The sequence below is a fragment of the Comamonas sp. Y33R10-2 genome (assembly GCF_019355935.1).
Taxonomy (GTDB): Bacteria; Pseudomonadota; Gammaproteobacteria; order Burkholderiales; family Burkholderiaceae_C; genus Comamonas.
Genome location: NZ_CP079925.1, coordinates 3,806,871 through 3,831,793, shown reverse-complemented (window position 1 = coordinate 3,831,793; position 24,923 = coordinate 3,806,871). Strand labels below are relative to the sequence as shown.

Genomic DNA, 24,923 nt, shown 5'->3' with positions numbered 1-24,923 from the left:
TTCTTGCTCGCATCGATTTCTCAATACAAACCCGTTTTGGCTTGTTCCAACAACCGATAAGTGTGGACGTTCAACTTAAAGCAGCATTTTTCCAGAAAGGAGGTGATCCAGCCGCACCTTCCGATACGGCTACCTTGTTACGACTTCACCCCAGTCACGAACCCCGCCGTGGTAAGCGCCCTCCTTGCGGTTAGGCTACCTACTTCTGGCGAGACCCGCTCCCATGGTGTGACGGGCGGTGTGTACAAGACCCGGGAACGTATTCACCGTGACATTCTGATCCACGATTACTAGCGATTCCGACTTCACGCAGTCGAGTTGCAGACTGCGATCCGGACTACGACTGGCTTTATGAGATTAGCTCCCCCTCGCGGGTTGGCAACTCTTTGTACCAGCCATTGTATGACGTGTGTAGCCCCACCTATAAGGGCCATGAGGACTTGACGTCATCCCCACCTTCCTCCGGTTTGTCACCGGCAGTCCCATTAGAGTGCTCAACTAAATGTAGCAACTAATGGCAAGGGTTGCGCTCGTTGCGGGACTTAACCCAACATCTCACGACACGAGCTGACGACAGCCATGCAGCACCTGTGTTACGGTTCTCTTTCGAGCACGAAACCATCTCTGGTAACTTCCGTACATGTCAAAGGTGGGTAAGGTTTTTCGCGTTGCATCGAATTAAACCACATCATCCACCGCTTGTGCGGGTCCCCGTCAATTCCTTTGAGTTTCAACCTTGCGGCCGTACTCCCCAGGCGGTCAACTTCACGCGTTAGCTTCGTTACTGAGTCAGTTAAGACCCAACAACCAGTTGACATCGTTTAGGGCGTGGACTACCAGGGTATCTAATCCTGTTTGCTCCCCACGCTTTCGTGCATGAGCGTCAGTACAGGTCCAGGGGATTGCCTTCGCCATCGGTGTTCCTCCGCATATCTACGCATTTCACTGCTACACGCGGAATTCCATCCCCCTCTACCGTACTCTAGCTTTGCAGTCACAATGGCAGTTCCCAGGTTGAGCCCGGGGATTTCACCACTGTCTTACAAAACCGCCTGCGCACGCTTTACGCCCAGTAATTCCGATTAACGCTTGCACCCTACGTATTACCGCGGCTGCTGGCACGTAGTTAGCCGGTGCTTATTCTTACGGTACCGTCATGACTCCGGGGTATTAGCCCAGAGCTTTTCGTTCCGTACAAAAGCAGTTTACAACCCGAAGGCCTTCATCCTGCACGCGGCATTGCTGGATCAGGCTTTCGCCCATTGTCCAAAATTCCCCACTGCTGCCTCCCGTAGGAGTCTGGACCGTGTCTCAGTTCCAGTGTGGCTGGTCGTCCTCTCAGACCAGCTACAGATCGCAGGCTTGGTGAGCCTTTACCCCACCAACTACCTAATCTGCCATCAGCCGCTCTAGTAGCACAAGGCCCGAAGGTCCCCTGCTTTCATCCGTAGATCTCATGCGGTATTAGCTACTCTTTCGAGTAGTTATCCCCCACTACTAGGCACGTTCCGATGTATTACTCACCCGTTCGCCACTCGTCAGCATCCGAAGACCTGTTACCGTTCGACTTGCATGTGTAAAGCATGCCGCCAGCGTTCAATCTGAGCCAGGATCAAACTCTATAGTTCGATCTTGAATTTAAAGTCTTTCGACTGCTCACTCACTTGACGGAATTAAGAAGAATAAATTCTTCCATAATTACTGTTTTCGTGAGCGCTTGATACTCCGAAGAGTTTTGTTCCGAAGAACTGGCTGCTTGCCATCAAACGCCCACACTTATCGGCTGTATTTTTTTAAGGATCTGAGAACTCAAACAGCTTTAAAACCACTTGAATTTCGTTGCTTGCTGTGATCAGCGAAGCATTGGATTGTAGCACCACTTTAGGGCACTCAAATCAAAGATTCTTGAAACCTTTTGTTAGAGCTCTTGGAGAGCTCTAACAAAAAGAAAAAGCCTTTCGGCTTTTTCTTTGATTTGGCGGAAACGGAGGGATTCGAACCCTCGATGAGGCTCTACACCCCATACTCCCTTAGCAGGGGAGCACCTTCGGCCACTCGGTCACGTTTCCAGTATGTCGCTATTGTAAGCAGCTTTTTGAGACGTTTTTGAAAAGTCGCAAAAATTATTCCGTTTTATCCAAACCGAAGGCTGTGTGCAAGGAGCGCACAGCCAATTCCAGGTACTTCTCGTCGATCACGACCGAAGTCTTGATTTCAGAAGTAGAGATCATCTGAATGTTCACGCCTTCCTTACTCAAAGTGCGGAACATCGTCGATGCAACGCCTACGTGGCTACGCATGCCGATACCAACGATGCTGACCTTGGCGATGTTGGGATTGCCCACTACTTCAGAAGCGCCCAGAGCAGGAGCTACTTTTTCGCTCAGCAACTCCAGCGCACGCTGGTAGTCACCTTGGCTAACGGTGAAGCTGAAGTCAGTCTTACCGTCTTTAGAGATGTTCTGGATGATCACATCGACTTCGATGTTGGCATCAGCCACTGGGCCCAGGATGCCAGCAGCGATACCGGGGGTGTCGGGCACGCCCAGCACGGAGATCTTGGCTTCACCACGGTTAAATGCGATGCCGGATACGACAGCCTTTTCCATTTTTTCGTCTTCCTCAAAAGTAATCAGGGTGCCGGACTTGGCTTCTTCTTGCAGATCGATGTCCCAAGGGGTGAAGCTAGAGAGCACGCGCATAGGCACTTTGTACTTGCCAGCAAACTCTACGGAGCGGATCTGCAGCACCTTGGAGCCAAGGCTTGCCATTTCCAGCATTTCCTCGAAGCTCACGGTACCCAGGCGCTTAGCCGCAGACACCACACGGGGGTCGGTGGTGTAGACACCATCCACATCGGTGTAGATCAGCACTTCAGCAGCCTTCAGCGCTGCGGCCACAGCCACAGCCGAGGTGTCAGAGCCGCCACGACCCAGCGTCGTGATGTTGCCATCAGGATCGATACCCTGAAAGCCCGTCACGATCACCACTCGGCCTGCATCCAGATCAGCGCGAACACGCTTATCGTCAATGGATTCAATGCGAGCCTTGGTGAAGCTGCTGTCTGTGCGCACCGGTACTTGCCAGCCAGCGTAGCTGACGGACTCAACACCTTCAGCCTGCAAAGCAATCGCCAGCAGGGCTGACGACACTTGCTCGCCTGTGGAGGCCAGCATGTCGAGCTCACGGTAGTAGGAATTCTTGGCTTGACTGGGAGCCAATTCGCTGGCCAAACCCAGCAGACGATTGGTTTCGCCACTCATGGCGCTGGGAACAACCACCAACTGGTGACCTGCCCGAGCCCACTTAGCCACGCGCTTGGCGACATTGCGGATGCGCTCTGTCGAGCCCATCGAGGTGCCGCCGTATTTATGAACGATCAGTGCCATTGGATACTAAAGGGTGACGAAACAGCTGCCACGGCGCAGGTCACAGAGGTTTTGGCGCGCCGGCGATTTTTCGTGCAAGTAAGAAGACCAAAACCTAGGAATTGTACCAATCAAGAGCCGCACCCCGGCGCTCAACAAAGCCCCGCCCCACCTTGATATGGATACGGTGCCCTCGTGTAGTACAAACCCTCAGCTGATGCATGAGCTGCGAAAGCTGGGCCGCCGTAGGTGTTGTGCCATAGCTAGAGCGCAGCCAATAGCGCAGAACATTGCCCAATCGCACCGCATTTAAAGCCTGCAACGCCTTAATAGACGGAGGAATACCTACCGCCAGAGAATCAGCCGCCGCCTGCTCATCGAGCAATTCAGACGCTTGTGCGCAATGCGCACTGCTGCGAGCAAACGTGCTGCGAAACTGCGGAAAGACCTGTTCCAATACCGGAAGCAATTGCGCACGGATGCGGTTGCGCGTGTAGGTTTCATCAGTATTGGTCGGGTCTTCAACCCAACTCACACCACGAACACGCAGCCAATCTCTGAGGGTTCGAGCAGGCGCCGCCAACAAAGGCCTAAACCATTCAAGCTGCGCCCGCTGCCAATGCGCAGGCATGGCCGCCAAGCCCGCCACCCCAGCGCCGCGTGACAGCGCCAGCAGCAAAGTCTCCACCTGATCGTCGGCATGCTGAGCCAGCGCCATAGAGCGCACAGGCTCTTGCGCTACGCCATCCACTGCCAGCCAATCTTGCTGAGCGGCATGAATCAGCGCTTGGTACCGTCCTTGACGGGCTGCATCTTCCGGGCTTTGACCGGCTGCATTTCTCGCATCAATCGCGCAGACCTTGAGCGCAATGCCGTGCTGAGCGCACAACTGCTCGCAATGCTTTTGAAAATCATCGGCCGCTGCCTGCAAACCGTGGTGCACATGAATCGCCCTCACCTGCCCCGGCCAGCGCGCATGGCAAGCCAGCAGCAAGGCGGTTGAGTCAGCACCACCGCTTAACGCCACCGCCAGCGGCAAAGGCGGATGGAAAGCGGCAATCGCAGCATCGACCTGCGCAGACGAAGCGCTCAACAAGTCAGCATCAGACTTGGTTTGCATTGCAAATAGACTCCAGATTCATATTTCGATAGCAACTAGTCAAGGAAACATAAGGACTAGAGGCCAATTTCACTTAAAAATTCAGCATTACCCAGCGGGAAACAAGCACAAAAGCAAATGGCTCCCGAAGGAGCCATTGTGCGCAAGTAACCACTAAGCAGCGGCTTAGCTGTTATCCGCCTTGGTATCAGAGAACTTGCCGTAGCTCTGAATACGCTCGTAGCGGCGGTCTTGCAGCTCTTTGGGCTTCAGATCAGACAGCTGACGCATAGCATCGCCCAGGGCTCGCTTGAGGAAAGCGCCCATTTGCTTGGTATCGCGGTGTGCGCCACCCACGGGCTCGTTGACGATCTTGTCGACCAGACCCAGCGCCTTCAGGCGGTGAGCAGTGATACCCATGGCGTCCGCCGCTTCTTGAGCCTTTTCGCCTGTCTTCCACAGAATGGAAGCGCAGCCTTCAGGGCTGATGACGGAGTACACGGAGTACTGCAGCATGAGCACTTGATCAGCCACCGCAATCGCCAGCGCGCCACCCGAGCCACCTTCACCGATGATGGTGGTGATGATGGGGGTTTGCAGCTGAGCCATCTCATAGATGTTGCGACCAATCGCTTCGGATTGACCACGCTCTTCCGCGTCAATGCCGGGGAAGGCGCCGGGGGTGTCCACAAAGGTGAAAACGGGCAGCTTGAACTTCTCAGCCGTCTTCATCAGACGCAAAGACTTGCGGTAGCCCTCAGGGCGCGTCATACCAAAGTTGCGCAGTGTGCGCTCCTTGGTGTCGCGGCCCTTTTGGTGGCCAATCACCATGCAAGGCTGGCCGTTGAAGCGGGCCAGACCGCCGATGATGGACTGGTCATCCGCAAAGTGACGATCACCGTGCATTTCGACAAAGTCGGTAAAGCACTCACGCACATAGTCGAGCGTGTAAGGGCGCTCCGTATGACGGGCAATCTTGGTAATCTTCCAAGGGGTCAGATCACTGTAGATGTCCTTGGTCAGCTGCTGACTTTTTTTGCTCAGCTGATCAATCTCTTCCGAGATATCGACTGCGCTTTCGGTCTGCACATAACGCAGTTCTTCAATTTTGGTTTCGAGTTCTGCAATAGGCTGCTCAAAATCCAGAAAGTTCTTTTTTGCCAACGTATTTCTCCTTGTGCCAGCCTGTTGCAACACTTGCAATCGGCCAGTGGATAGATGTCATCAAGCCACAGGCTGCGCTTCGAGCGAGCGCCAAATATACCAAGTTGCCACCGTGCACCACGGTTTCCAAGCCTCGGCGACCTCACGGGCGTCACTGCGACTGACAGGGTCGCCCGAAAAATAATTAAGCGAGATGCCCTGTATCAAACCGGGATCATCCAGCGCCAGCACATTGGGGCGTGCCAGGTAGTAAATCAAAAAGTTCTCAGCCGTCCAGCGACTGAGACCGCGAATGGACATGAGCTCGGCAATGATTTCGTCATCACCCATCTCAGGCCACTGCGCCATGCGCAGGCGATTTTCGGTGAAGTGCAGCGCCAGATCGACCAAATAGTCCACCTTGCGCGCCGACAAACCCGCGCCGCGCATATCGTCCACCTTGAGCTTGAGCACTTGCTCAGGCTGCATCTCAACGAGCAGCTTGGCAAACTTGTTCCACAGCGTCTTGGCGGATTTGGCCGAAATTTGCTGACCCACGATAGAGCGAGCCAACGTGGTGAAGGCCTGGTCCGAGCAATGCTCCTGACCGCTTGGCAGCAGCGCTTGGCTGCTGAGTTGCGGAATCAAGCGTTTGAGCACGCGATCACGGCGCATGAGCTGGCGGCAAGCCTCTTCCCAGTACGCGGGAACGCCTTCAGGCAAAGCCAGATGGACCTTGGGCGCTGGCGCTTTAGCCACGGCGGGCTTGGCTGCCGCTTTATTAGCTGCAACCTCAGATTCAGAATGGGACACCACACCAGAGGCACCCAAAGGAGCCACAGGCAGAGGCGCTGCAGGGCCCATGGGGACAGGCAGATCAGCCACCAAAGGCAGCTGCTCAAAATCCATGGTGTCCAGATGCTTGACCGCGCTCATGCACGGCCCTTCGCAGCAGGCACAGTGCACATTGGCACAGTGTTGATGAAACTTTGCATCACGCCTTAACCCTTAGCCGCAGCTTCCCAAGTCGTGCCAGCGGCAGAGTCCTTGAGGACAATGCCCTGCTCCAGCAGTTCTTTGCGGATGCGATCGGCCTCAGCCCAGTTTTTGTCAGCCTTGGCGGCTGCGCGTGCAGCAATCTGCGCCTCAATGGCGGCAGCATCCACGCCTTCAGCGCCAGCTTGCAAAAACTTCTGAGGCTCGCCTTGCAGCAAGCCCAAGCTTGCGCTCAGCGCCTTGAGCAAGCCAGCCACTTCGGGCGACTTGCTGCGATTAACTTCAGCGGCCAAGTCAAACAATACGGCCACCGCTTCGGGCGTGCCAAAGTCCTCATCCATCGCGGCCTTGAAACGTGCAGCGTAAGGATTGTTCCAGTCCACCTGCACGGCAGCGGGCGCTACCAAATCCAGAGCGGTATAGAGGCGCTTGAGGGCCACACGCGCATCATCCAAGTGCACGTTGGAGTAGTTCAGCGGGCTGCGGTAATGGCTGCGCACCACGAAGAAACGAATAGTTTCCGCGTCGTACTCTTTAAGCACATCACGAATGGTGAAGAAGTTGCCCAGCGACTTGGACATCTTTTCGTTGTCCACGTTGATGAAGCCGTTGTGCATCCAGGCCTGGGCAAACGGCTTGCCGGTGGCGCCTTCACTCTGGGCAATTTCGTTTTCGTGGTGGGGGAACTGCAAGTCAGCACCGCCGCCATGAATGTCAAAGCTCTCGCCCAGCAGCTCGCAGCCCATGGCCGAGCATTCGATGTGCCAGCCGGGACGGCCTTCGCCAAATGGGCTTTGCCACTTCACATCTGCAGGCTCATCGGCCTTGGCAGACTTCCACAGCACAAAATCCAGCGGGTCGTGCTTGCCATCAGCCACCGCAACACGTTCACCCGCATTCAGCTCATCCAGCGACTTGCCAGACAACTTGCCGTAGCCGGGGAATTTGCGCACGGCAAAGTTCACATCACCATTGCCCGCCTGATAGGCCAAGCCATTGGTCTGCAACTGACCAATCATGCTCAGCATCTGCGGCACATATTCGGTGGCGCGCGGCTCTAGCGTGGGGCGCTCAATGCCCAGCGCATCGGCATCCTGATGCAGCGCGTCGATCATGCGATCAGTCAGACTGCGGATGGTTTCGCCGTTTTGCACAGCACGCTTGATGATCTTGTCATCAATGTCGGTGATGTTGCGCACATAGGTCACTTGGTAACCTGTCGCACGCAGCCAGCGCTGCACCACGTCAAATGCCACCATAGAGCGCGCATGGCCCAGGTGGCAAAGGTCGTAAACCGTCATGCCACAGACGTACATACGCACATGGCCCGGCTCAATCGGCGAAAACGATTCCAATGCACGCGACAGCGTGTTGTAGATACGCAAACTCATGAATCTTGAAATAGGGAGAGAGGGTGGCGACTAGCAGCACTTGTATGCCTGTCATGCATAAACCGTGCCGGCCATACCCTAAAACTGAAAAATGCACACTAGCAACCAGACACATTCCGGTCAGACCAGACGCCTAAGCGCAGCGCACCCCTCAGCTACAATTCCTCTCAGTATAAGCCCCGCCGCAGGGCAGTTCTTGCGGCCTATTGAAAGCACCTACATGCCTGTACGCAACTTGTTTAGTACCGCAGCGCGCATGGCCGCTTTGGCCATCATGCTGACCGCTGGCAGCGCCTATGCCGATGATTATTCGGATGTGGCCCAGTTGCTCAAAAGCGGCAAAACCCAGCAAGCGCTGCAAAAAGCCGATACCTATTTGGCCAAGAATGCACGTGACCCGCAGATGCGTTTTCTGCGCGGCATTGCACTGACCAATGATGGCAAGACGGAAGAAGCGATCAGCAGCTTTCGCCAGCTGACCGAGGACTACCCAGAGCTGCCCGAGCCCTATAACAACTTGGCGGTGATCTATGCCCGCCAAGGCGATTTGGAACGCGCCCGCACCGCACTCGAATCCGCCGTGCGCAACAACCCTAACTACGCTGTGGCGCATGAGAATCTGGGCGACATCTACGCCCGCCTCGCCTACCAGTCCTATGCGCAGTCTCTGGCCAAGGGCGGCCGCCCCGCCGCCTTGAACCCTAAGCTCAAGCAACTCAAAGACATGTTGCAGCCTGCAGCCACCCTCTCGGCACCTGCCAACGTCTCTGCACCTGCGGCTCCCACAACTCCAGCAGCCCAGCCTGCACAGCGCCCCCAAGGCGCAGCGAACTAAGGATCATCACATGCTGAACTTTCGTCGAAATAGCCTTAAAGCCCTTTTATCTATTGGACTAACAGTTACAGTTTTTGCAGCACCCAGCTTAGCGCAAGCCCAGTCCAAGGTACAAATCAAAACCAGCATGGGCGATATTGTTCTTGAGCTCAACGATGCCAAAGCTCCCAAAAGCGCGGCCAACTTTCTGCAATATGTGCGCGATAAGCACTATGACGGAACCATCTTTCACCGCGTCATGGATGGCTTCATGATTCAAGGCGGCGGCATGGATGCCAACATGAATGAAAAAGCCACCCGCGCGCCTATTGCGCTAGAAGCAAGCAACGGCCTCAAAAACGACCGCGGCACCATCGCCATGGCGCGCACCGGCAACCCAAACTCGGCCACCTCGCAGTTTTTCATCAACGTGGTGAATAACGACATGCTCAACGCCCCCAAGCCTGATGGCCACGGCTACGCCGTGTTTGGCAAGGTCACCAAGGGCATGGATGTGGTGGACAAAATCCGCGCAGTGGCTACGGGCAACCGCGGCATGCACCAGAATGTGCCCACAACGCCGGTGACAATCCTCTCGGCCACCGAAATCAAATAAACCAGCTGTGCGGCATTGAGACAAACGCTTAAGTGCCAGTCTCAGTGCCAGCGCCAGCCTTTCCCCTTAATCCTCAAGAAAGACAGACATGAGCAACCCACAAGTCGAACTGCACATCACCATCAACGTGGCTGACACCGCTACTCAAGGCGTGATCACACTGGAACTGGACGCAGTGAACGCGCCAAAGTGCACAGAAAACTTCCTGAGCTACGTTAACAGCGGCTTCTACAACGGCACCGTATTCCACCGCGTCATCAAGAACTTCATGATCCAAGGCGGCGGCATGACTGCTGACATGAAGCAAAAAGAAACTCAGGCACCTATCGAGAACGAAGCCAAGAACGGCTTGAAGAACGACAAGTACACCATCGCCATGGCACGTACTGGCGACCCCCACAGCGCTACCGCTCAGTTCTTCATCAACACTGTGGACAACGCTTTCCTGAACCACACATCGCCCACCCCCAAGGCTGGGGCTACGCCGTGTTTGGCAAGGTGGTCAAGGGTGAAGACACTGTGGAAGCCATCAAGAAGGTTCGTACTTCGCGCAAGGGCGGCCATGACGACGTGCCTTTTGAAGCAGTGGTGATCGACAAGGCTGTTGCCCTGTAATTGACACCCCCTGAGCCGCTTTGCGGCTTCCCCCCTCTCTTCGGGATAGGGACGACGGCCTCGCCGCGAGGCGGCTCTTGCTTGCCGCCCTCGCGTGAGGCCGTTATTGTTTTCAGGCTGCATCTCCGTTTACCCATGACTGAAACTTCAGATCCCCGCACTTCAGATCCCCGCACAATTGCACCTCAGGTGGCACAGCTGCAAGGCGCGCCCCACTGGCGCACGATTGACTTTATTTCTGACCTGCACCTGCAGCCATCCGAGCCGCAAACCGTGCAGGCTTGGCGCGACTATCTGCAGCGCAGCTCAGCAGATGCCATCTTCATGCTGGGCGATTTGTTTGAAGTCTGGGTGGGCGACGATGCGCTGGATGAGCCCGGCAGTTTTGAAGCCGAGTGCGCGGCGCTGTTGCGCGACGCTGCGCAAAAGCGCCCCTTGTTCTTCCTTGCAGGTAACCGCGACTTTTTGATTGGCGATGAATTTTTCAAGCGCAGCGGCATCACAGGCTTGGCGGAGCCCACCGTGCTGCACTGGGCTGGCCCAAACATTTTGCTCAGCCATGGCGATGCACTCTGCCTTGATGATGTCGAATACCAGCAGTTTCGCGCCGTATCGCGCAGCGCCGCTTGGCAGCAGCAATTGCTCGCCCAGCCGCTAGCCGTGCGCCGCGCCATTGGCAAATCGGCCCGCACAGAGAGCGAGCAGCGCAAACAAAGCGGCACACCTTATGCAGATGCCGACGCGCAAATGGTCGCCACCTGGATGCAGGCTGCGCAAGCTCCCTGGCTGATTCACGGCCACACCCATCAGCCCGCAGACCATGCACTTAGCAAGACGTTAGGCAAAGATCAATGGCGCATTGTGCTGAGCGACTGGCATATCGACGCCGACACGCACCGCGCTGAAGTACTGCGGGTCACGCCCGAAGGCAGGCAACGCCTTGCGCCTGAGCGGGCCTAGCTTTCTTAATTTGCTACAACTTTGAAAGCTGATAGTCATTGATATTCATAGAGTTCAACATTAAACATACTGAAAATCTATGAATAAAGAAGACAAGCAGCTATCGATTTCATAAGACTGACTTGAACAATAAAAGCCCGAAGCCCTTTGCCTCGGGCTTTTTTATGGGTCAGTAATTTGACTCGCTCACCAAGAGCTACATAAAGCCGCTCTACACACCAGTAGAAAATCTAACGATTGAGCCTTCAGAATGCTCAAAAGTCGCGGACTCCGCACACCAAATAACATGAATAATAAAAAGGTCATTAGTCAAAACAGTACTTTCAGCACATTCTGAAAGTCAATAAATTTCTTAAAAATCAATTGATTAGAGCTTTTATAGATTTCATAGTCATGCCTTATTCGATCGAAAGTTATGCAAGTCATCTATAAGATATCTTTTATTAGAGTGTTCCCTCTCGCAGGCTTCAAATCGCTTTTAGAATTCGTCCATGCTTTGAAGCGATGGCTGCCCATTTAGTGGCAGACAAGACTGGAATCTCTCCCCGCACGGAACCGGTCTTGCAGCTTCAAAACAGTGAGGCGGAGGAGACATTTAGAGGAGTGCCTGGCAATGATCAGGCATCTGGAGACCTAAGCCTGCGCCTACTGGTGCAGGCTTTTTTTTGCCTACTCGCGCTTTCCTCTCGCGCCCTCAGTCATTGCCGATAAAGGCAGAATACGGGGGTGGCTATTCCCCAATCATTCATCCAAGAGTTGCTTTCCCGCGTCGATGTCGTTGATATCGTGGGTCGCTATGTGCAACTCAAAAAGGGCGGCGCCAATTTCATGGGCTTGTGCCCGTTCCATGGAGAAAAGTCGCCCTCCTTCACCGTCAGCCCTAGCAAGCAGTTCTTTCACTGTTTTGGCTGCGGCAAGAACGGCAATGCCATCGGCTTTCTGATGGAGCATGCCAGCATGGGCTTTGTCGAAGCCGTGCAGGAACTCGCCAACCAGTGCGGCCTGCAAGTGCCGCAAGACGATATCAGCCCCGCCGAGCGCCAGCGCCAAGCCCAGCAAAAGCAAAAGGCCGAGAGCCTGAGCGATTTACTTGAAAAAGCAGGCGAGTCGTATTGCAAACAACTCAGAGGCGCACCCAAGGCGATTGAGTATTTAAAAAAGCGCGGCGTTTCGGGCGAAGTCTCCAAACGCTTTGGTCTGGGCTACGCACCTGCAGGCTGGCATGGGCTGGCTAGCGTCTTTCCTGAATATGACAACCCGCAGCTGGAAGAAGCAGGCCTGGTCATCGTCAGCGAAGAAGACAGCCGCCGCTACGACCGCTTTCGCGACCGCCTCATGTTCCCCATTCGCAATGTCAAAGGCGAATGCATAGGCTTTGGCGGGCGCGTGTTTGGTGATGAAAAGCCCAAATACCTGAACTCACCTGAAACCCCGGTCTTTCACAAAGGCCGCGAGCTGTATGGCCTGTTCGAAGCCCGCACCGCCCTGCGCGACATGGGCTATGCCCTTGTCACCGAAGGCTATATGGACGTGGTGGCCTTGGCTCAGCTCGGCTTTGCCAATGCCGTAGCCACATTGGGGACAGCCTGCACGCCTGAGCATGTGCAAAAGCTGTTTCGCTTTACCGAAGCCGTCGTCTTCAGCTTTGATGGCGACAATGCCGGGCGCCGCGCAGCGCGCAAGGCGCTGGATGCTGCGCTGCCACTGGCAACCGATACGCGCTCCATCAAGTTTCTGTTTTTGCCGTCCGAGCATGACCCGGATACCTTTATCCGTGAATTCGGCAGCGAGGCCTTTGCCCGCTATGTAGGTGATGCCACACCCCTGAGCCGCTTTTTGATTGAGTCTGCCAGCGATGGCTGTGATCTCGGCCAGACCGAAGGCCGCGCCCGCATGGCGAGCAACGCCCGCCCGCTGTGGTCGCTGCTGCCTGATGGCGCGCTCAAACGCCAACTGCTGTCTGAAATTGCATCGCTAGCGCAGCTAAGCACACAAGATCTGACCGATATTTGGGCGCAAGAGACGGCACGCACCGCCCCAATCGAGCGCCGCGCACCTGCCGCCTCTAACAGCCAAGCGCCGCAATGGGATGCCCCGCCCAGCCACTGGGACAACACCCCTGACTGGGGAGAATCCAGCGCCCCCGCCCAATACGCTTACCAGCCGCCACCCAACAGCGGCGGTAACTGGGCTGGCCGCAAAGAGTTTGGCCGCCCACGCAAACCCTGGGGCAAAAAAGGTGAAGACTGGAATCCGCCACAACTGGGGCCACGCCCCACGCCTGTCAGCCGGGAAGATCAGGCGGCGCGCCTGTTGATGTGTCACATGGAGTTCATGGAAGAGATGACCCATGAAGACTTTGATGCGCTTGCGCGCTGCAATCAAAGCCACGCCCCCTTGTTTCGCTGGCTGGAAGCCCAATTTACTGAATCAGGCCCGCGCTCTTGGGCCCTGCTGCGCGAGCAATTACAAGGCACGCCCTGCGAGCCACTGGCTAACAAATTAATGGGCGGCGGGGCGCATTCCCAACCCGAAGGCGAAATCGATGAATTACGCAAGGAATTGCGTGGCACTTTGAATCTAATTCTGGTCGATCACCTCAAGCGCGAGGAAGGGCAAGCTCTTAAAGAGATAGCTACAGACCCAACTGCAGCAAGGAGATATATCGAATTTCAGGAGCGGCGAAAAAAATTATCTGTAATTATTAGCACCAGCTCTTGACATCTTTTTAAAAGGTATAATTTATATATCTATAGGCAAGAGCGACAGCAACACCTCCGACCCGGGCCCCGTGACTAAGTCACGAGATTGCAGCAACTGCATGGCCCAATATTCGCAAGGATTGCATACCAAATGATCGCCCCAACATCTTGCCTGGGAGTCATCGGCTTCCAATGGATTGGCTGAGCCAGTCCATGCGCCAGCATGTGTGGCGCTTGTTTGCAAATTTCGTTTTCCTTTGTGTGTTTGTGTGTGTTCGTACCCCGAGAGGTGTTCATGCCCGTTTCAAAGTCCGAGAAGTCCAAGCAGGCTCCAGCAGCTTCCGCGAAGCCCAAGACCTCTAAAACTTCTACCTCCACTGCAGCGCCCGTCAAGGCCAGCGCCAGCAAGCCTGCTGTGAAGAAGAGCGCCGCAACTGCGGCCGATGCAAAGAAAGACACCACCGTGGTTACCAAGTCACAAGCCGAACTCAAAGCCATGGCCGATGCGCTGCTGGCTCAGGCAACTCCTAAGCGCAGCCGCAAGAAGGCTGAAGACGACGAAGGAGCCGCCGCTCCAGCAGCCAAGAAGACTGTCGCCAAGAAGGCCCCGGCCGCGAAGAAAGCTGCTGCCGTCAAAGCTCCTGCCGCTAGCGCTGAGGCTGACAAAGCCCCCGCCAAGCGCGGTCGCAAGCCCAAGGCCAAAGAGTCCGGCGAAGGCATGGATGATGCAGACCTGTCGGATATTGACAGCGATCTGGAAGGCGAAGTTGAAGAGGAAACATCGACTGGTGCGGCTGCCGCGCCTGTCGAAAAGGTTAAGCCTCTGCGTATGAAGATCAGCAAGGCCAAAGAGCGCGCCTTGATGAAGGAATTTGGTCTGGACGAAACCGTTCTGACTGAAGACGAATTGAATACCCGCCGTCAGCGCCTGAAGACGTTGATCAAGCTGGGCAAGACCCGCGGCTACCTGACCCACGCTGAAATCAACGACCACTTGCCCGACAAGCTGGTCGATGCCGAAACGCTGGAAGTCGTGATCTCCATGTTGAACGACATGGGTGTGGCGGTGTACGAGCAAACGCCCGACGCCGAAACCCTGCTGCTGAACAACACCGGCCAGTCCGCTGCCACCGAAGAAGAAGCGGAAGAAGCGGCCGAAGCTGCGCTGTCTACCGTGGACTCGGAATTCGGCCGTACCACCGATCCCGTTCGCATGTACATGCGTGAAATGGGCACGGTTGAGCTGCTGACCCGCGAAGGCGAAATTGAAATCGCCAAGCGTATCGAAGGCGGCCTGATGGACATGATGGAAGCCATCTCGGCTTCCCCTGCCACCATCGCCGAAATCCTCAACATGTCTGAGGAAATTCGCGAAGGCAAGGTTGTCATCACTACTGTGGTCGACGGTTTCGTCAATGCGAACGAAAACGATGACTACGTGGCCGAAGAAGACTTCGACGAGTACGACGAAGAAGACGACGACGACGGCAAGGGCGGCTCCAAGGCCCTGACCAAGAAGCTCGAAGAGTTGAAGGTTGAAGCGCTAGTTCGCTTCGACAACATGCGCGAGCAGTTCGACAAAATGCACAAGGTGTATGACAAGGAAGGCTACGGCACCGAGGCATACATGAAGGTGCAAAAGGCCATCACTGAACAGCTGATGACCATCCGATTCACAGCCAAGACCATTGAGAAGCTGTGCGATCTGGTGCGCGCCCAAGTGGACGACGTGCGCAAGAAAGAGCGTGAGCTGCGCAAGATCATCGTGGACAAGTGCGGCATGTCGCAGGAACAGTTCATCAAGGACTTCCCGCCAAACTTGCTGAATAAAGAGTGGGTTATCAAGCAAGTCGCTTCAGGCAAGCCTTACAGCGCCGTGCTGGCTCGCAATATTCCGCCCGTGCAAGAGCTGCAGCAAAACCTGATCGATCTGCAAGCCCGCGTGGTTGTGCCGCTGGATGAACTCAAAAGCATCAACAAGCGCATGAACAATGGCGAGCGCTCCAGCCGCTTTGCGAAAAAGGAAATGATCGAGGCCAACTTGCGTCTCGTGATCTCCATCGCCAAGAAATACACCAACCGTGGTCTGCAGTTCCTGGACTTGATTCAGGAAGGCAATATCGGTTTGATGAAGGCCGTGGACAAGTTTGAATACCGCCGCGGCTACAAGTTCTCGACCTATGCCACATGGTGGATTCGTCAGGCCATCACGCGCTCCATCGCTGATCAGGCCCGCACGATTCGCATCCCTGTGCACATGATCGAGACCATCAACAAGATGAACCGCATCTCGCGCCAGCACTTGCAAGAGTTTGGTTTCGAGCCCGATGCGTCCATCTTGGCAGCCAAGATGGAAATCCCAGAGGACAAGATCCGCAAGATCATGAAGATCGCCAAGGAGCCGATTTCGATGGAAACACCCATCGGCGACGACGACGATTCTCACCTGGGCGACTTCATCGAGGACGGCAACAACACCGCTCCTATCGATGCTGCCATGCAAGCCGGCCTGCGCGATGTGGTCAAGGACATCCTCGATGGCCTGACTCCCCGCGAAGCCAAGGTGCTGCGTATGCGCTTCGGTATCGAAATGTCCACCGACCACACGCTGGAAGAAGTGGGCAAGCAGTTTGACGTGACACGCGAACGTATCCGTCAAATCGAAGCCAAGGCACTGCGCAAGCTCAAGCACCCTTCGCGCTCCGACAAGCTGCGCAGCTTTATCGACACGCTGTAAAGCCTGCACCTGGAGTCAGCCTGCTGATTCCTCGTTGCCAAAAGCCCCAACTTGCCCCAGGTTGGGGCTTTTTTATTGGAGCCATCGAAGTAACGCTCCAGCGTCTCAAGCACAAGCAAAAACACTCCCCACAAGGCTATGCTTCGATGTATGAACTCTGCTGCAGCCGCCACTACCCGCCCTCTCTCAATCGCCGTAATGGGGGCAGGCTCCGTCGGCTGCTATTTTGGCGCCCTGCTCGCCCAAGCAGGCCACGCAGTCACACTCATTGGCCGCGTAGTGCATATGCAGGCCATCAACGAGCATGGCTTGAGGCTAGAGACGGCGACACAAGACGTTTATGTGCCGGTAGCCACCAGCACATCGGCCGATGCCGTCTCGGGTGCTGATGTGGTGTTGCTCTGCGTTAAATCCACAGACACAGAAACCGCCGCAGCGCAGATCAAGCCTCACCTTGGCGCACACACCCATGTGCTGAGCCTGCAAAACGGTGTGGACAACGACCAGCGCTTGCGCCAAGTTCTAAACACGCAACTTGGCAGTCAGCCCATAGCCGCAGCCGTAGTCTATGTGGCCACCGCTATGGCAGGGCTTGGCCATGTGCGCCACTTTGGCCGGGGCGAATTGGTCATCGCGCCCTGCCCGCTAGGCAATGTGATTGCCCAGCAGTTCAGCGCCGCGAACATACCCACCCAAGTATCAGATGCAGTGCAAGCTGCGCTCTGGCAAAAACTCATCATTAACTGCGTGTACAACGCACTCTCTGCCCTCACTCAGCAGCCTTATGGCTGGTTGGTAGCACAAGAGGGTGTACCTGCCGTCATGCAAGACATTGCCCATGAATGCAAGGCCGTGGCACTGGCCGATGGCGTGCAGTTACCCGCCAATGTAGATGAGGCCGTGGCCACCATTGCGCGCACCATGCCCCTGCAGCTATCGTCCACCGCACAAGATTTGGCGCGTGCCAAGCCCACGGAAATCGACCATCTCAACGGCTATGTGGTGCGCCGCGGGCAGGCGCTTGGCATTGCCACACCAGCCAATCGACTGCTGCAAGTGCTGGTACAGCTCAAACAGACTGCTGCAAAAGCAGAATAACTATGATTTTCATAGCTTCAATCGCTTATCAATAAAGCGATTTCGTGTGTTTGTTGTTCAAAATAATCAATAAGCCAGTGCTAACACAGTCTGCAAACCGTGCCATATCGGCCTGAAGCCTGCCCACGCTCTCTTTGTATTGCTATAAACCCTGAAGCAGCGCGAATCTGACTGAGGATTCGTGGCTGCTCTGCAACACTTCACGCTAGTTTGCGATGTTATCGCCTTAAGGCATTGCAGTAGAAGATTTGAAGCTACTAAACTTGTAGCAAGACAAATTAGTCGCTATAGTCTTTTGACCGTAGCATGCACTCACCAGTGCAACCAGATCTACAACATCATTGCGCAAGGAGAAGCGTCCATGAGCTCCAAAGAAAACGCCGCCATCAACCAGCTGTTCGAGAAGCTCGAATGTCGTTATGCGCTGCGCGTGCTGTGGGCTCTGCGGGATGGACATCCCCAGACCTTCCGCTTGCTGCAAGACAGCGTCGGTGGCATCACCCCAATACCTTGAACACCCGTATCAAGGAGTTGCGTGAGTGCGGCCTGCTGGAGCACGGCAGCGACGGCTATACCGTTACTTTGACAGGCCAGGACCTGCTCAAGCGCCTGTCTGACGTGCAAGCCTTTGCCAACCGCTGGGTTGCCGCACGCGCCAAGAAGTAAACCTTGCCGCTGATGCGGCCGGCTCACCTATCATCCTAGGGCCCCAAGCATGCTTGGCCGGCCCTTTTTCAATCGCTTTTTCTGCTTTGCGCTGAAAGGAAATACATCATGGCTTTCAACACTACCGCCTCAGGCCTGCAATACGAAGACACCGTGGTCGGTGAAGGCGCCGAAGCCATCAGCGGCGCTGACGTGAAAGTGCACTACACCGGCTGGCTGTACCAAGACGGCGTGCAAGGCGCCAAGTTTGACTCCAGCAAAGACCGTCGCGAGCCTTTTGAATTCACACTGGACGATGGCATGGTCATCCGCGGCTGGGACGAAGGCGTGCAAGGCATGAAGGTGGGCGGCAAGCGCACCTTGATCATCCCTGCAGAGCTGGGCTATGGCGCCCAAGGCGCTGGCGGCGTGATCCCCCCCAATGCCACACTAAAGTTTGACGTAGAACTGCTGGGCAGCAAGGCTGCGCCCGTACTGCAAATCGAAGACACCGTCGTGGGCGAAGGCGCTGAAGCCACTCGCGGCGCACGCGTGACCGTGCACTACACCGGTTGGTTGTACAAAGACGGCGTGCAAGGCGCCAAGTTTGACTCCAGCAAAGACCGCAATGACCCCTTCGTGTTCCAACTGGGTGCGGGCATGGTCATCAAGGGCTGGGACCAAGGCGTGCAAGGCATGAAGGTGGGCGGCCAGCGCACCTTGATCATTCCTGCAGAGTTGGGCTACGGTGCTCGCGGTGCTGGCGGCGTGATTCCTCCTAACGCAACTTTGAAGTTTGATGTGGAACTGTTGGCTGTCTAAGCCTTCGTTTGCGCAATGACAAAAGCGGCTTTCGAGCCGCTTTTTCTTTGTCCAAATGTTCAGGTCGGGACTATTCAGCCTCAGCTGCAAACAACACCTTGTGCAGCGGCGCATAAGCCTTGTCGCCCACCGCATCACGGATACGCGGGGCAATCTCCGCGAGCTGCTCGTAGCCCATTGCGGCTTCAACAGCCAAATTCAGCCTGAAACCTTTTAGCCCCAACCCACCAGTGATAGAGACAGCGACAGGATATGCCTGCTGATAACGGCGCTTTGTGCTGGCCGGGTCTACATTGGCAGGGGCCAAGGACGGCACAGCACTCTTGCTGACCTGCGCTGGAGCAACCATAGCAGCACCCCCAGCCATGGCTGGAGCTTCTTTTTGCACAAGCCAGCCCTTGCTTACCAGAGCCAGAACATCGTCCTTACTCACGCCCATGGCCGCTGTCGCTTCAAGCACCTGCGCCAAACTACGAAAACCATCAAATAGCAAAAAAGCCGAGCGAAGCCGCTGGCTTAAATCTGCATGGCGCTCTTTGAAGGCCTGCTGCCCTTCAGGTGTTTTAATTAAATACATCAACCCATGCCTCTACTGGTCTTTTGTTCTGAAAAGCTTTACTCCAGAGTGGCAGCGATGCCCAAAACTGCAAAGCGGGTTTACCTGCAAGTAAAAGTGGGCGGCAATGGCATTACTTTGATAAAAACAAGCCAAAAGTCCAATGCAGACAAGCATGAGTAGCTATCAATTTTGTATTTTTTTAGCTTTCATTCGGCGCAACTCCCAGCCACTCACGACCAAGATCACCATAAAGCCGGCAGGCACACCAAACACTCCGGCCGATATGGGCTGAATGCCCCACCAAAGAGCTTCACCACGAACCGAGGCAGGCAACACGCCTTGCAGACCCTGCACATTAGCGAGCATGTAATACACGGTGACCGCCAGCCCCAATAGCATTCCTGCCACTGCACCACGCCGTGTGGTGCCGCGCCAAAAGATGCCCATCAACATGGCGGGGACAAAGGCCGATGCTGCCAACGAGAACGAAGCCGAGACCATCGGCAAAATGTCTGACGAGCGCCTCGCTGCCACAAAAGCCGCTGACAGCGCGACCAGCAGCAACGCAAACTTGGACAGAATCACCCGCTGCTCAGGCGAGATGCGGCGTTTGCGAGAGGTGTCTGAGCGCTGGCGCTCTTGAAAATACAAATCGCGCACCAGCGCATTGCTAATCGTCAAAAGCAAGCCATCAGCCGTCGACAGCGCCGCAGCCAGCCCGCCAGCAGCTACCAAGCCCGAGACCACATAAGGCATGCCACCCAACTCAGGCGTGGCCAGCATGATGAGATCGCCGCCCATGCGAATCTCAGCAAACTGCAAAATGCCGTCGCGGTTGATATCTTCTACCCCCAGCAGCGAGCCATCGACTCTGGACCACTGCGCCATCCAGTTTGGCAAAGCATCAAAATGTGTGCCCACCAAGTTATTCATCACCTCGTACTTGACCAGCACGGCCAGTGCCGGTGCGAAAAGGTAGAGCAAGCCAATAAAGAATAGCGACCAAGCTACAGAGCGGCGCGCAGCCGACACTGTTGGCACGGTGTAATAGCGGGTGAGCAAATGAGGCAGGCCCGCCGTGCCCACCATCAGGCAAAACATCAGCGCTAAGAAATTGCGGCGACTGAGTTCATAAGTCTGCTGCTCCTCAGGCGTGCCATTCGGATCACCTGCAAAGGGCTGGCTTTGCAGCGGCATGCCGCCTAGCGGCCTGGCACGCTCGTGGGCTTCACGCAGCTCTCGCGTCCAGCGCTCGCGTGCTTGCGCTTCATCCTTGGGCATAACGGCCAGCTCGCGGCTGGCGGACATGATGGCGCTGATATTGCCGCTGCTGGTACGCAGCTCCCGAATATGTTCACTCAGTGCTTGGCGCTCGGCCATCAGCACATGGGGCACATCGCGCAACTTGGCCTGCAGCAGCTGTGCGCGAGCCTCATAAGCTTCAAGCACCGATTTTTCAGCTTCAGACGCCAGCAATTGCTGCTCCAGCAGCGTGATCTTGCCCAGTTGCTGGGTATAGGCTGCTGGTGCCCAAGGGTTGCCCAGTTGCTTATAAGCCAGCCAAGACACAGGCAGCATAAAAGCCAGCAAGATCACCACATATTGCGCCACTTGGGTCCAAGTAATCGCACGCATACCGCCTAAGAAGGAGCACAACAATACGCCGCCCAGCCCCAGCATGATGCCGATCTCGAACTGCACGCCCGTTAGCCGCGCGGCAATCAGGCCCACGCCGTAGATTTGCGCCACCACATAGGTAAACGAGCAAGTAATAGCCGCCAACGCCGCAATGATGCGTGGCCAACGCCCGCCAAAGCGCGCCTGAAAAAAGTCAGGCACGGTGTAGAGATTCATGGCCCGCAGGTAAGGGGCAATCAGCATGCCGACGAGGCAAAATCCGCCCGTCCAGCCCAGTACGTAAGCCAAGCCACCGGGCTGGGTTCCCGAACCTGAAAAACCTTGTAAATACAGAGCGCCTGACAGGCTAATAAAGGATGCCGCACTCATCCAGTCAGCCGCGCCCGCCATACCGTTGTAGAAGGCGGGTATACGCCGCCCCGCCACAAAGTACTCCTCTGCATTGCTCGTGCGCGTATAGACACCAATGCCGGCATACACCATCACGGTGCTAAACAAAAAGATGGGCCCTATCCAGTGACGTGACAGTCCGCGACCCTCGGCCCAGAGCATGGCCAGCACAAAGCCCAGCACACCCAGCACATACAGAAAAAGAATGCGGTGCAGTCGCCAGTCTGAGGCGCTGCCCAAAGAGCTACCAGTAGAGCCGCTTGGAGCAACCCGCTCAGGCATGAAAGTCTGTGGCGGATGAAGTTGCGTCCCCCACCAAGGTCGCTTGATGAACCTTGTCACGTGCTTGTTGGCGCTCAAAATAATCCATGGCCACACAATAGACCACGATGATGAGCAAGAACATCAGGATCGCCCCTTGGGCCACCATCCAGTAAGCCGCAGGCCAACCCGGCATCAGCGCCTGAATATCTCGGGCGAAATAGCTGGTGCCAAATGAAAACACCACCCAGACCGTCAGCAGCAAGGCTTTAAGTCTTAGGTGGTGTGTTTCAAGCAAATCCGGCGGGAAAATAACTTCTGGCGAAGTAACTTCAACCGGCTTGCCTAGTGGGTCAAAAGCATCGAATGCCTGCAATGAGACATTGGACACTACATCGTCATGCTGAGGCGCTTGCTGCGTCTGCATGACGATGTTGCAGCCTTACTTAGCCAAGCGTTGCCAAGTGGCAACCACGCTGTCGGGGTTCAGGGAGATCGACTTGATACCCTTTTCTGCCAGCCAAAGAGCGAAGTCGGGATGGTCGGAAGGGCCCTGACCGCAGATACCCACATACTTGCCTTGCTTGAGGCAGGCGCCAATCGCCATCTCCAGCATCTTCTTGACGGCGGGGTCGCGCTCGTCAAAGTCAGCGGCCAGCAACTCCAGACCCGAGTCGCGGTCCAGACCCAGTGTCAGCTGAGTCAAGTCGTTAGAGCCAATGGAGAAGCCGTCGAAGTATTCGAGGAATTCGTCCGCCAAAATAGCGTTGGAAGGCACTTCGCACATCATGATGAACTTCAAGCCGTTCTCACCGCGCTTGAGACCGTTCTCAGCCAGCAACTCTGTCACGCGCTTGGCTTGACCCAGGGTACGCACGAAGGGGATCATGATCTCGACGTTCGTCAGGCCCATGTCTTCGCGCACGCGGTGCAGGGCTTCACATTCCATCTTGAACGCTTCGCCGAACTCCTTGGAGATGTAGCGAGCTGCGCCACGGAAGCCCAGCATCGGGTTCTCTTCTTCGGGCTCGTAGCGGCTGCCGCCAATCAGTTTGCGGTATTCGTTGGACTTGAAGTCCGACATGCGCACGATGACGGGCTTGGGCCAGAAAGCGGCGGCAATAGTAGCCACGCCTTCAGCAACCTTGTCCACGTAGAAAGCGCGAGGCGATGCATGACCACGGGCTACGGACTCCACGGCCTTCTTCAGATCGGCATCTACAGCGGGGTAGTCCAGGATGGCCTTGGGGTGCACGCCAATGTTGTTGTTGATGATGAACTCAACACGGGCCAGACCCACGCCTTCGTTAGGCAGCTGAGCAAAGTCAAACGCCAGCTGGGGGTTGCCCACGTTCATCATGATCTTGGTCTTGATGGCAGGCATTTCACCGCGTGTGACTTCAGTCACTTCGGTATCGAGCACGCCGTCATAGATCTTGCCGGTATCGCCTTCGGAGCAAGACACGGTCACCAGAGTGCCGGCCTTGAGCAGGTCAGTGGCATTGCCACAACCCACAACAGCGGGGATGCCCAACTCACGCGCAATGATGGCCGCGTGGCAGGTACGGCCGCCACGGTTAGTAACGATGGCCGAGGCCTTCTTCATGACGGGTTCCCAGTTAGGGTCGGTCATATCGGTCACCAGCACGTCGCCGGCTTGCACTTGGTCCATCTGCGAGATATCAGACACCAGACGCACAGGGCCGGTACCAATCTTCTGACCAATGGCGCGGCCTTCGGCCAACACGGTGCCGGTGCTCTTGAGTTTGTAGCGTAGCTCGGCCTGGCCCTTGGACTGGCTCTTCACGGTTTCAGGGCGTGCTTGCAAGATGTAGAGTTGACCGTCGGTACCGTCCTTGCCCCACTCAATGTCCATGGGACGACCGTAATGCTCCTCGATCACCAAAGCGTAACGAGCCAGCTGCTCGACATCAGCGTCGGTCAGCGAGTAACGGTTGCGCAGTTCGTGAGCCACATCAGTGGTCTTGACCAGCTTGCCGTCTGCAGCCTTCTCTTCAGGCGAAGCGAAGACCATCTGGATCAGCTTGGAGCCCAGATTGCGGCGAATCAAAGCCTTTTTGCCGGCCTTGAGCATGGGCTTGTGCACATAAAACTCGTCAGGGTTCACAGCACCCTGCACCACGGTTTCACCCAGACCATAGCTGGAGGTGATGAAGACCACGTCTTCAAAGCCGGACTCAGTGTCGATGGTGAACATCACGCCGGCAGCGCCCAAATCGGAGCGCACCATGCGCTGCACGCCAGCGGACAAGGCCACCACGTCGTGCTCAAAGCCCTTGTGCACGCGGTAAGAGATGGCGCGGTCGTTGTACAGGGACGCGAACACTTCCTTCATCTTGTGCAGCACGTCTTCGATGCCCACCACGTTCAAGAAGGTTTCTTGCTGACCGGCGAACGATGCATCGGGCAAGTCTTCCGCAGTGGCGGAAGAGCGCACGGCGAACGAAGCGGCAGGGTTGCCCGCTTGCAGCGTGATGAAGTCTGCGCGGATGGCCGCTTCCAGATCAGCGGGGAAAGGCTGGCTTTCCACCATGGCGCGGATTTCAGCACCCACTGCGGCCAGAGCGCGCACGTCTTCAACGTCCAGCGCAGCCAGCTTGGCGGAGATCTTGCCAGCCAGACCTTCAAAGGCCAGGAATTCGCGGAAAGCGTGAGCTGTCGTCGCAAAGCCAGTAGGAACGCGCACGCCCTGTGGCAGTTGCGAGATCATTTCGCCCAGCGAGGCGTTTTTGCCGCCGACCGACTCTACGTCGGTCATTCGCAGTTTTTCAAATGGAACGACTAATGCGGTCGCTTCAAACAGTTGAGACATGGGAAAGCTCCAAAGGTAAAAACTGACACGCTTGCAGCGTCTTGGCTCGATGGCCTAGCGCCGCAAACCCATGCTGCTTTGAAGCAGTGCTTTGCTGTTCTGGATGTTGACCGTCAACGAGCATGGGTGGAAATTTGGGAATAATGGGCGCAATTGTAGGCTTAGCTACGACTTCTCGCGTGGCTCAAACCTGTTATACCGTGCAGGAATTGGCATTGCCAGACCCGCCCCCACCT

General features: G+C 55.9%; 16 protein-coding genes, 1 tRNA gene, 1 rRNA gene and 3 pseudogenes. 10 read left to right on the top strand and 11 right to left on the bottom strand.

The window, feature by feature from the left end; translation table 11 throughout:
• Positions 1-95: 95 nt before the first annotated feature.
• The 7 genes from KUF54_RS17285 to cysS form a co-directional block, all read right to left on the bottom strand.
• Positions 96-1,628 (bottom strand): 16S ribosomal RNA (locus KUF54_RS17285).
• 348 nt (positions 1,629-1,976) lie between these two features.
• Positions 1,977-2,069: transfer RNA gene (locus tag KUF54_RS17280), tRNA-Ser, on the bottom strand.
• Positions 2,070-2,123: 54 nt separating this feature from the next.
• Entirely contained in the window at positions 2,124-3,389 is a 1,266-nt protein-coding gene (locus KUF54_RS17275) for an aspartate kinase (RefSeq protein WP_219344103.1), read from the bottom strand.
• A gap of 94 nt (positions 3,390-3,483) precedes the next feature.
• Positions 3,484-4,488 (bottom strand): tRNA lysidine(34) synthetase TilS, encoded by a 1,005-nt coding sequence (tilS, locus tag KUF54_RS17270; RefSeq protein ID WP_219344101.1) that lies wholly within the window; start codon positions 4,486-4,488, stop codon positions 3,484-3,486.
• A 165-nt stretch (positions 4,489-4,653) separates the two neighbouring features.
• Entirely contained in the window at positions 4,654-5,631 is a 978-nt protein-coding gene (locus tag KUF54_RS17265) for an acetyl-CoA carboxylase carboxyltransferase subunit alpha (protein ID WP_219344099.1), read from the bottom strand.
• Between the two features lie 60 nt (positions 5,632-5,691).
• The gene (locus KUF54_RS17260) at positions 5,692-6,546 is read right to left on the bottom strand and encodes a DNA-3-methyladenine glycosylase (RefSeq protein ID WP_219344097.1); all 855 of its coding nucleotides are present in this window, start codon (positions 6,544-6,546) and stop codon (positions 5,692-5,694) included.
• A gap of 65 nt (positions 6,547-6,611) precedes the next feature.
• Positions 6,612-7,997, bottom strand: a complete 1,386-nt coding sequence (gene cysS / locus KUF54_RS17255; RefSeq protein WP_219344095.1) for a cysteine--tRNA ligase — start codon at positions 7,995-7,997, stop codon at positions 6,612-6,614.
• A gap of 220 nt (positions 7,998-8,217) precedes the next feature.
• Here cysS and KUF54_RS17250 point away from each other — a divergent pair, with 220 nt between their 5' ends.
• From KUF54_RS17250 to KUF54_RS17500, 10 genes and pseudogenes are all read left to right on the top strand, one after another.
• Positions 8,218-8,832, top strand: a complete 615-nt coding sequence (locus tag KUF54_RS17250; RefSeq protein WP_255576194.1) for a tetratricopeptide repeat protein — start codon at positions 8,218-8,220, stop codon at positions 8,830-8,832.
• Between the two features lie 10 nt (positions 8,833-8,842).
• Positions 8,843-9,427: a peptidylprolyl isomerase gene (locus tag KUF54_RS17245; protein WP_219344093.1), complete on the top strand. Its 585-nt coding sequence runs from the start codon at positions 8,843-8,845 to the stop codon at positions 9,425-9,427.
• Between the two features lie 88 nt (positions 9,428-9,515).
• Positions 9,516-10,042, top strand: a pseudogene (locus tag KUF54_RS17240) (peptidylprolyl isomerase).
• A gap of 135 nt (positions 10,043-10,177) precedes the next feature.
• Positions 10,178-11,002, top strand: coding sequence for a UDP-2,3-diacylglucosamine diphosphatase (locus KUF54_RS17235; RefSeq protein ID WP_219344091.1), 825 nt, complete (start codon positions 10,178-10,180; stop codon positions 11,000-11,002).
• A gap of 726 nt (positions 11,003-11,728) precedes the next feature.
• Complete coding sequence (gene dnaG / locus KUF54_RS17230; RefSeq protein ID WP_219344089.1) at positions 11,729-13,723, top strand: DNA primase; 1,995 nt, start codon at positions 11,729-11,731, stop codon at positions 13,721-13,723.
• 276 nt (positions 13,724-13,999) lie between these two features.
• Positions 14,000-16,441, top strand: a complete 2,442-nt coding sequence (gene rpoD, locus KUF54_RS17225; RefSeq protein ID WP_219344088.1) for an RNA polymerase sigma factor RpoD — start codon at positions 14,000-14,002, stop codon at positions 16,439-16,441.
• 150 nt (positions 16,442-16,591) lie between these two features.
• Entirely contained in the window at positions 16,592-17,539 is a 948-nt protein-coding gene (locus KUF54_RS17220) for a ketopantoate reductase family protein (RefSeq protein ID WP_219344087.1), read from the top strand.
• A gap of 361 nt (positions 17,540-17,900) precedes the next feature.
• Positions 17,901-18,205 (top strand): annotated as a pseudogene (locus KUF54_RS17215) (winged helix-turn-helix transcriptional regulator).
• 108 nt (positions 18,206-18,313) lie between these two features.
• Positions 18,314-18,658 (top strand): annotated as a pseudogene (locus KUF54_RS17505) (FKBP-type peptidyl-prolyl cis-trans isomerase); the annotation flags it as partial.
• Positions 18,653-19,006, top strand: a complete 354-nt coding sequence (locus tag KUF54_RS17500; protein ID WP_255576464.1) for an FKBP-type peptidyl-prolyl cis-trans isomerase — start codon at positions 18,653-18,655, stop codon at positions 19,004-19,006. The pseudogene KUF54_RS17505 and the gene KUF54_RS17500, both read left to right, overlap by 6 nt.
• 70 nt (positions 19,007-19,076) lie before the next feature.
• On the opposite strand, the gene KUF54_RS17205 is transcribed toward KUF54_RS17500, so the two are convergent.
• From KUF54_RS17205 to ppsA, 4 genes are all read right to left on the bottom strand, one after another.
• Positions 19,077-19,583 carry a hypothetical protein gene (locus tag KUF54_RS17205; RefSeq protein WP_219344085.1) on the bottom strand — a complete coding sequence of 169 codons (507 nt, stop codon included), beginning with the start codon at positions 19,581-19,583 and terminating at the stop codon, positions 19,077-19,079.
• 165 nt (positions 19,584-19,748) lie between these two features.
• Positions 19,749-21,875, bottom strand: a complete 2,127-nt coding sequence (locus tag KUF54_RS17200) for a VC_2705 family sodium/solute symporter (RefSeq protein ID WP_219344083.1) — start codon at positions 21,873-21,875, stop codon at positions 19,749-19,751.
• Positions 21,868-22,281, bottom strand: coding sequence for a DUF4212 domain-containing protein (locus KUF54_RS17195; RefSeq protein WP_219344082.1), 414 nt, complete (start codon positions 22,279-22,281; stop codon positions 21,868-21,870). Before KUF54_RS17195 ends, KUF54_RS17200 begins: the two co-directional genes overlap by 8 nt.
• A 15-nt stretch (positions 22,282-22,296) precedes the next feature.
• Positions 22,297-24,687 carry a phosphoenolpyruvate synthase gene (ppsA, locus tag KUF54_RS17190; protein WP_219344080.1) on the bottom strand — a complete coding sequence of 797 codons (2,391 nt, stop codon included), beginning with the start codon at positions 24,685-24,687 and terminating at the stop codon, positions 22,297-22,299.
• Positions 24,688-24,923: the final 236 nt, after the last annotated feature.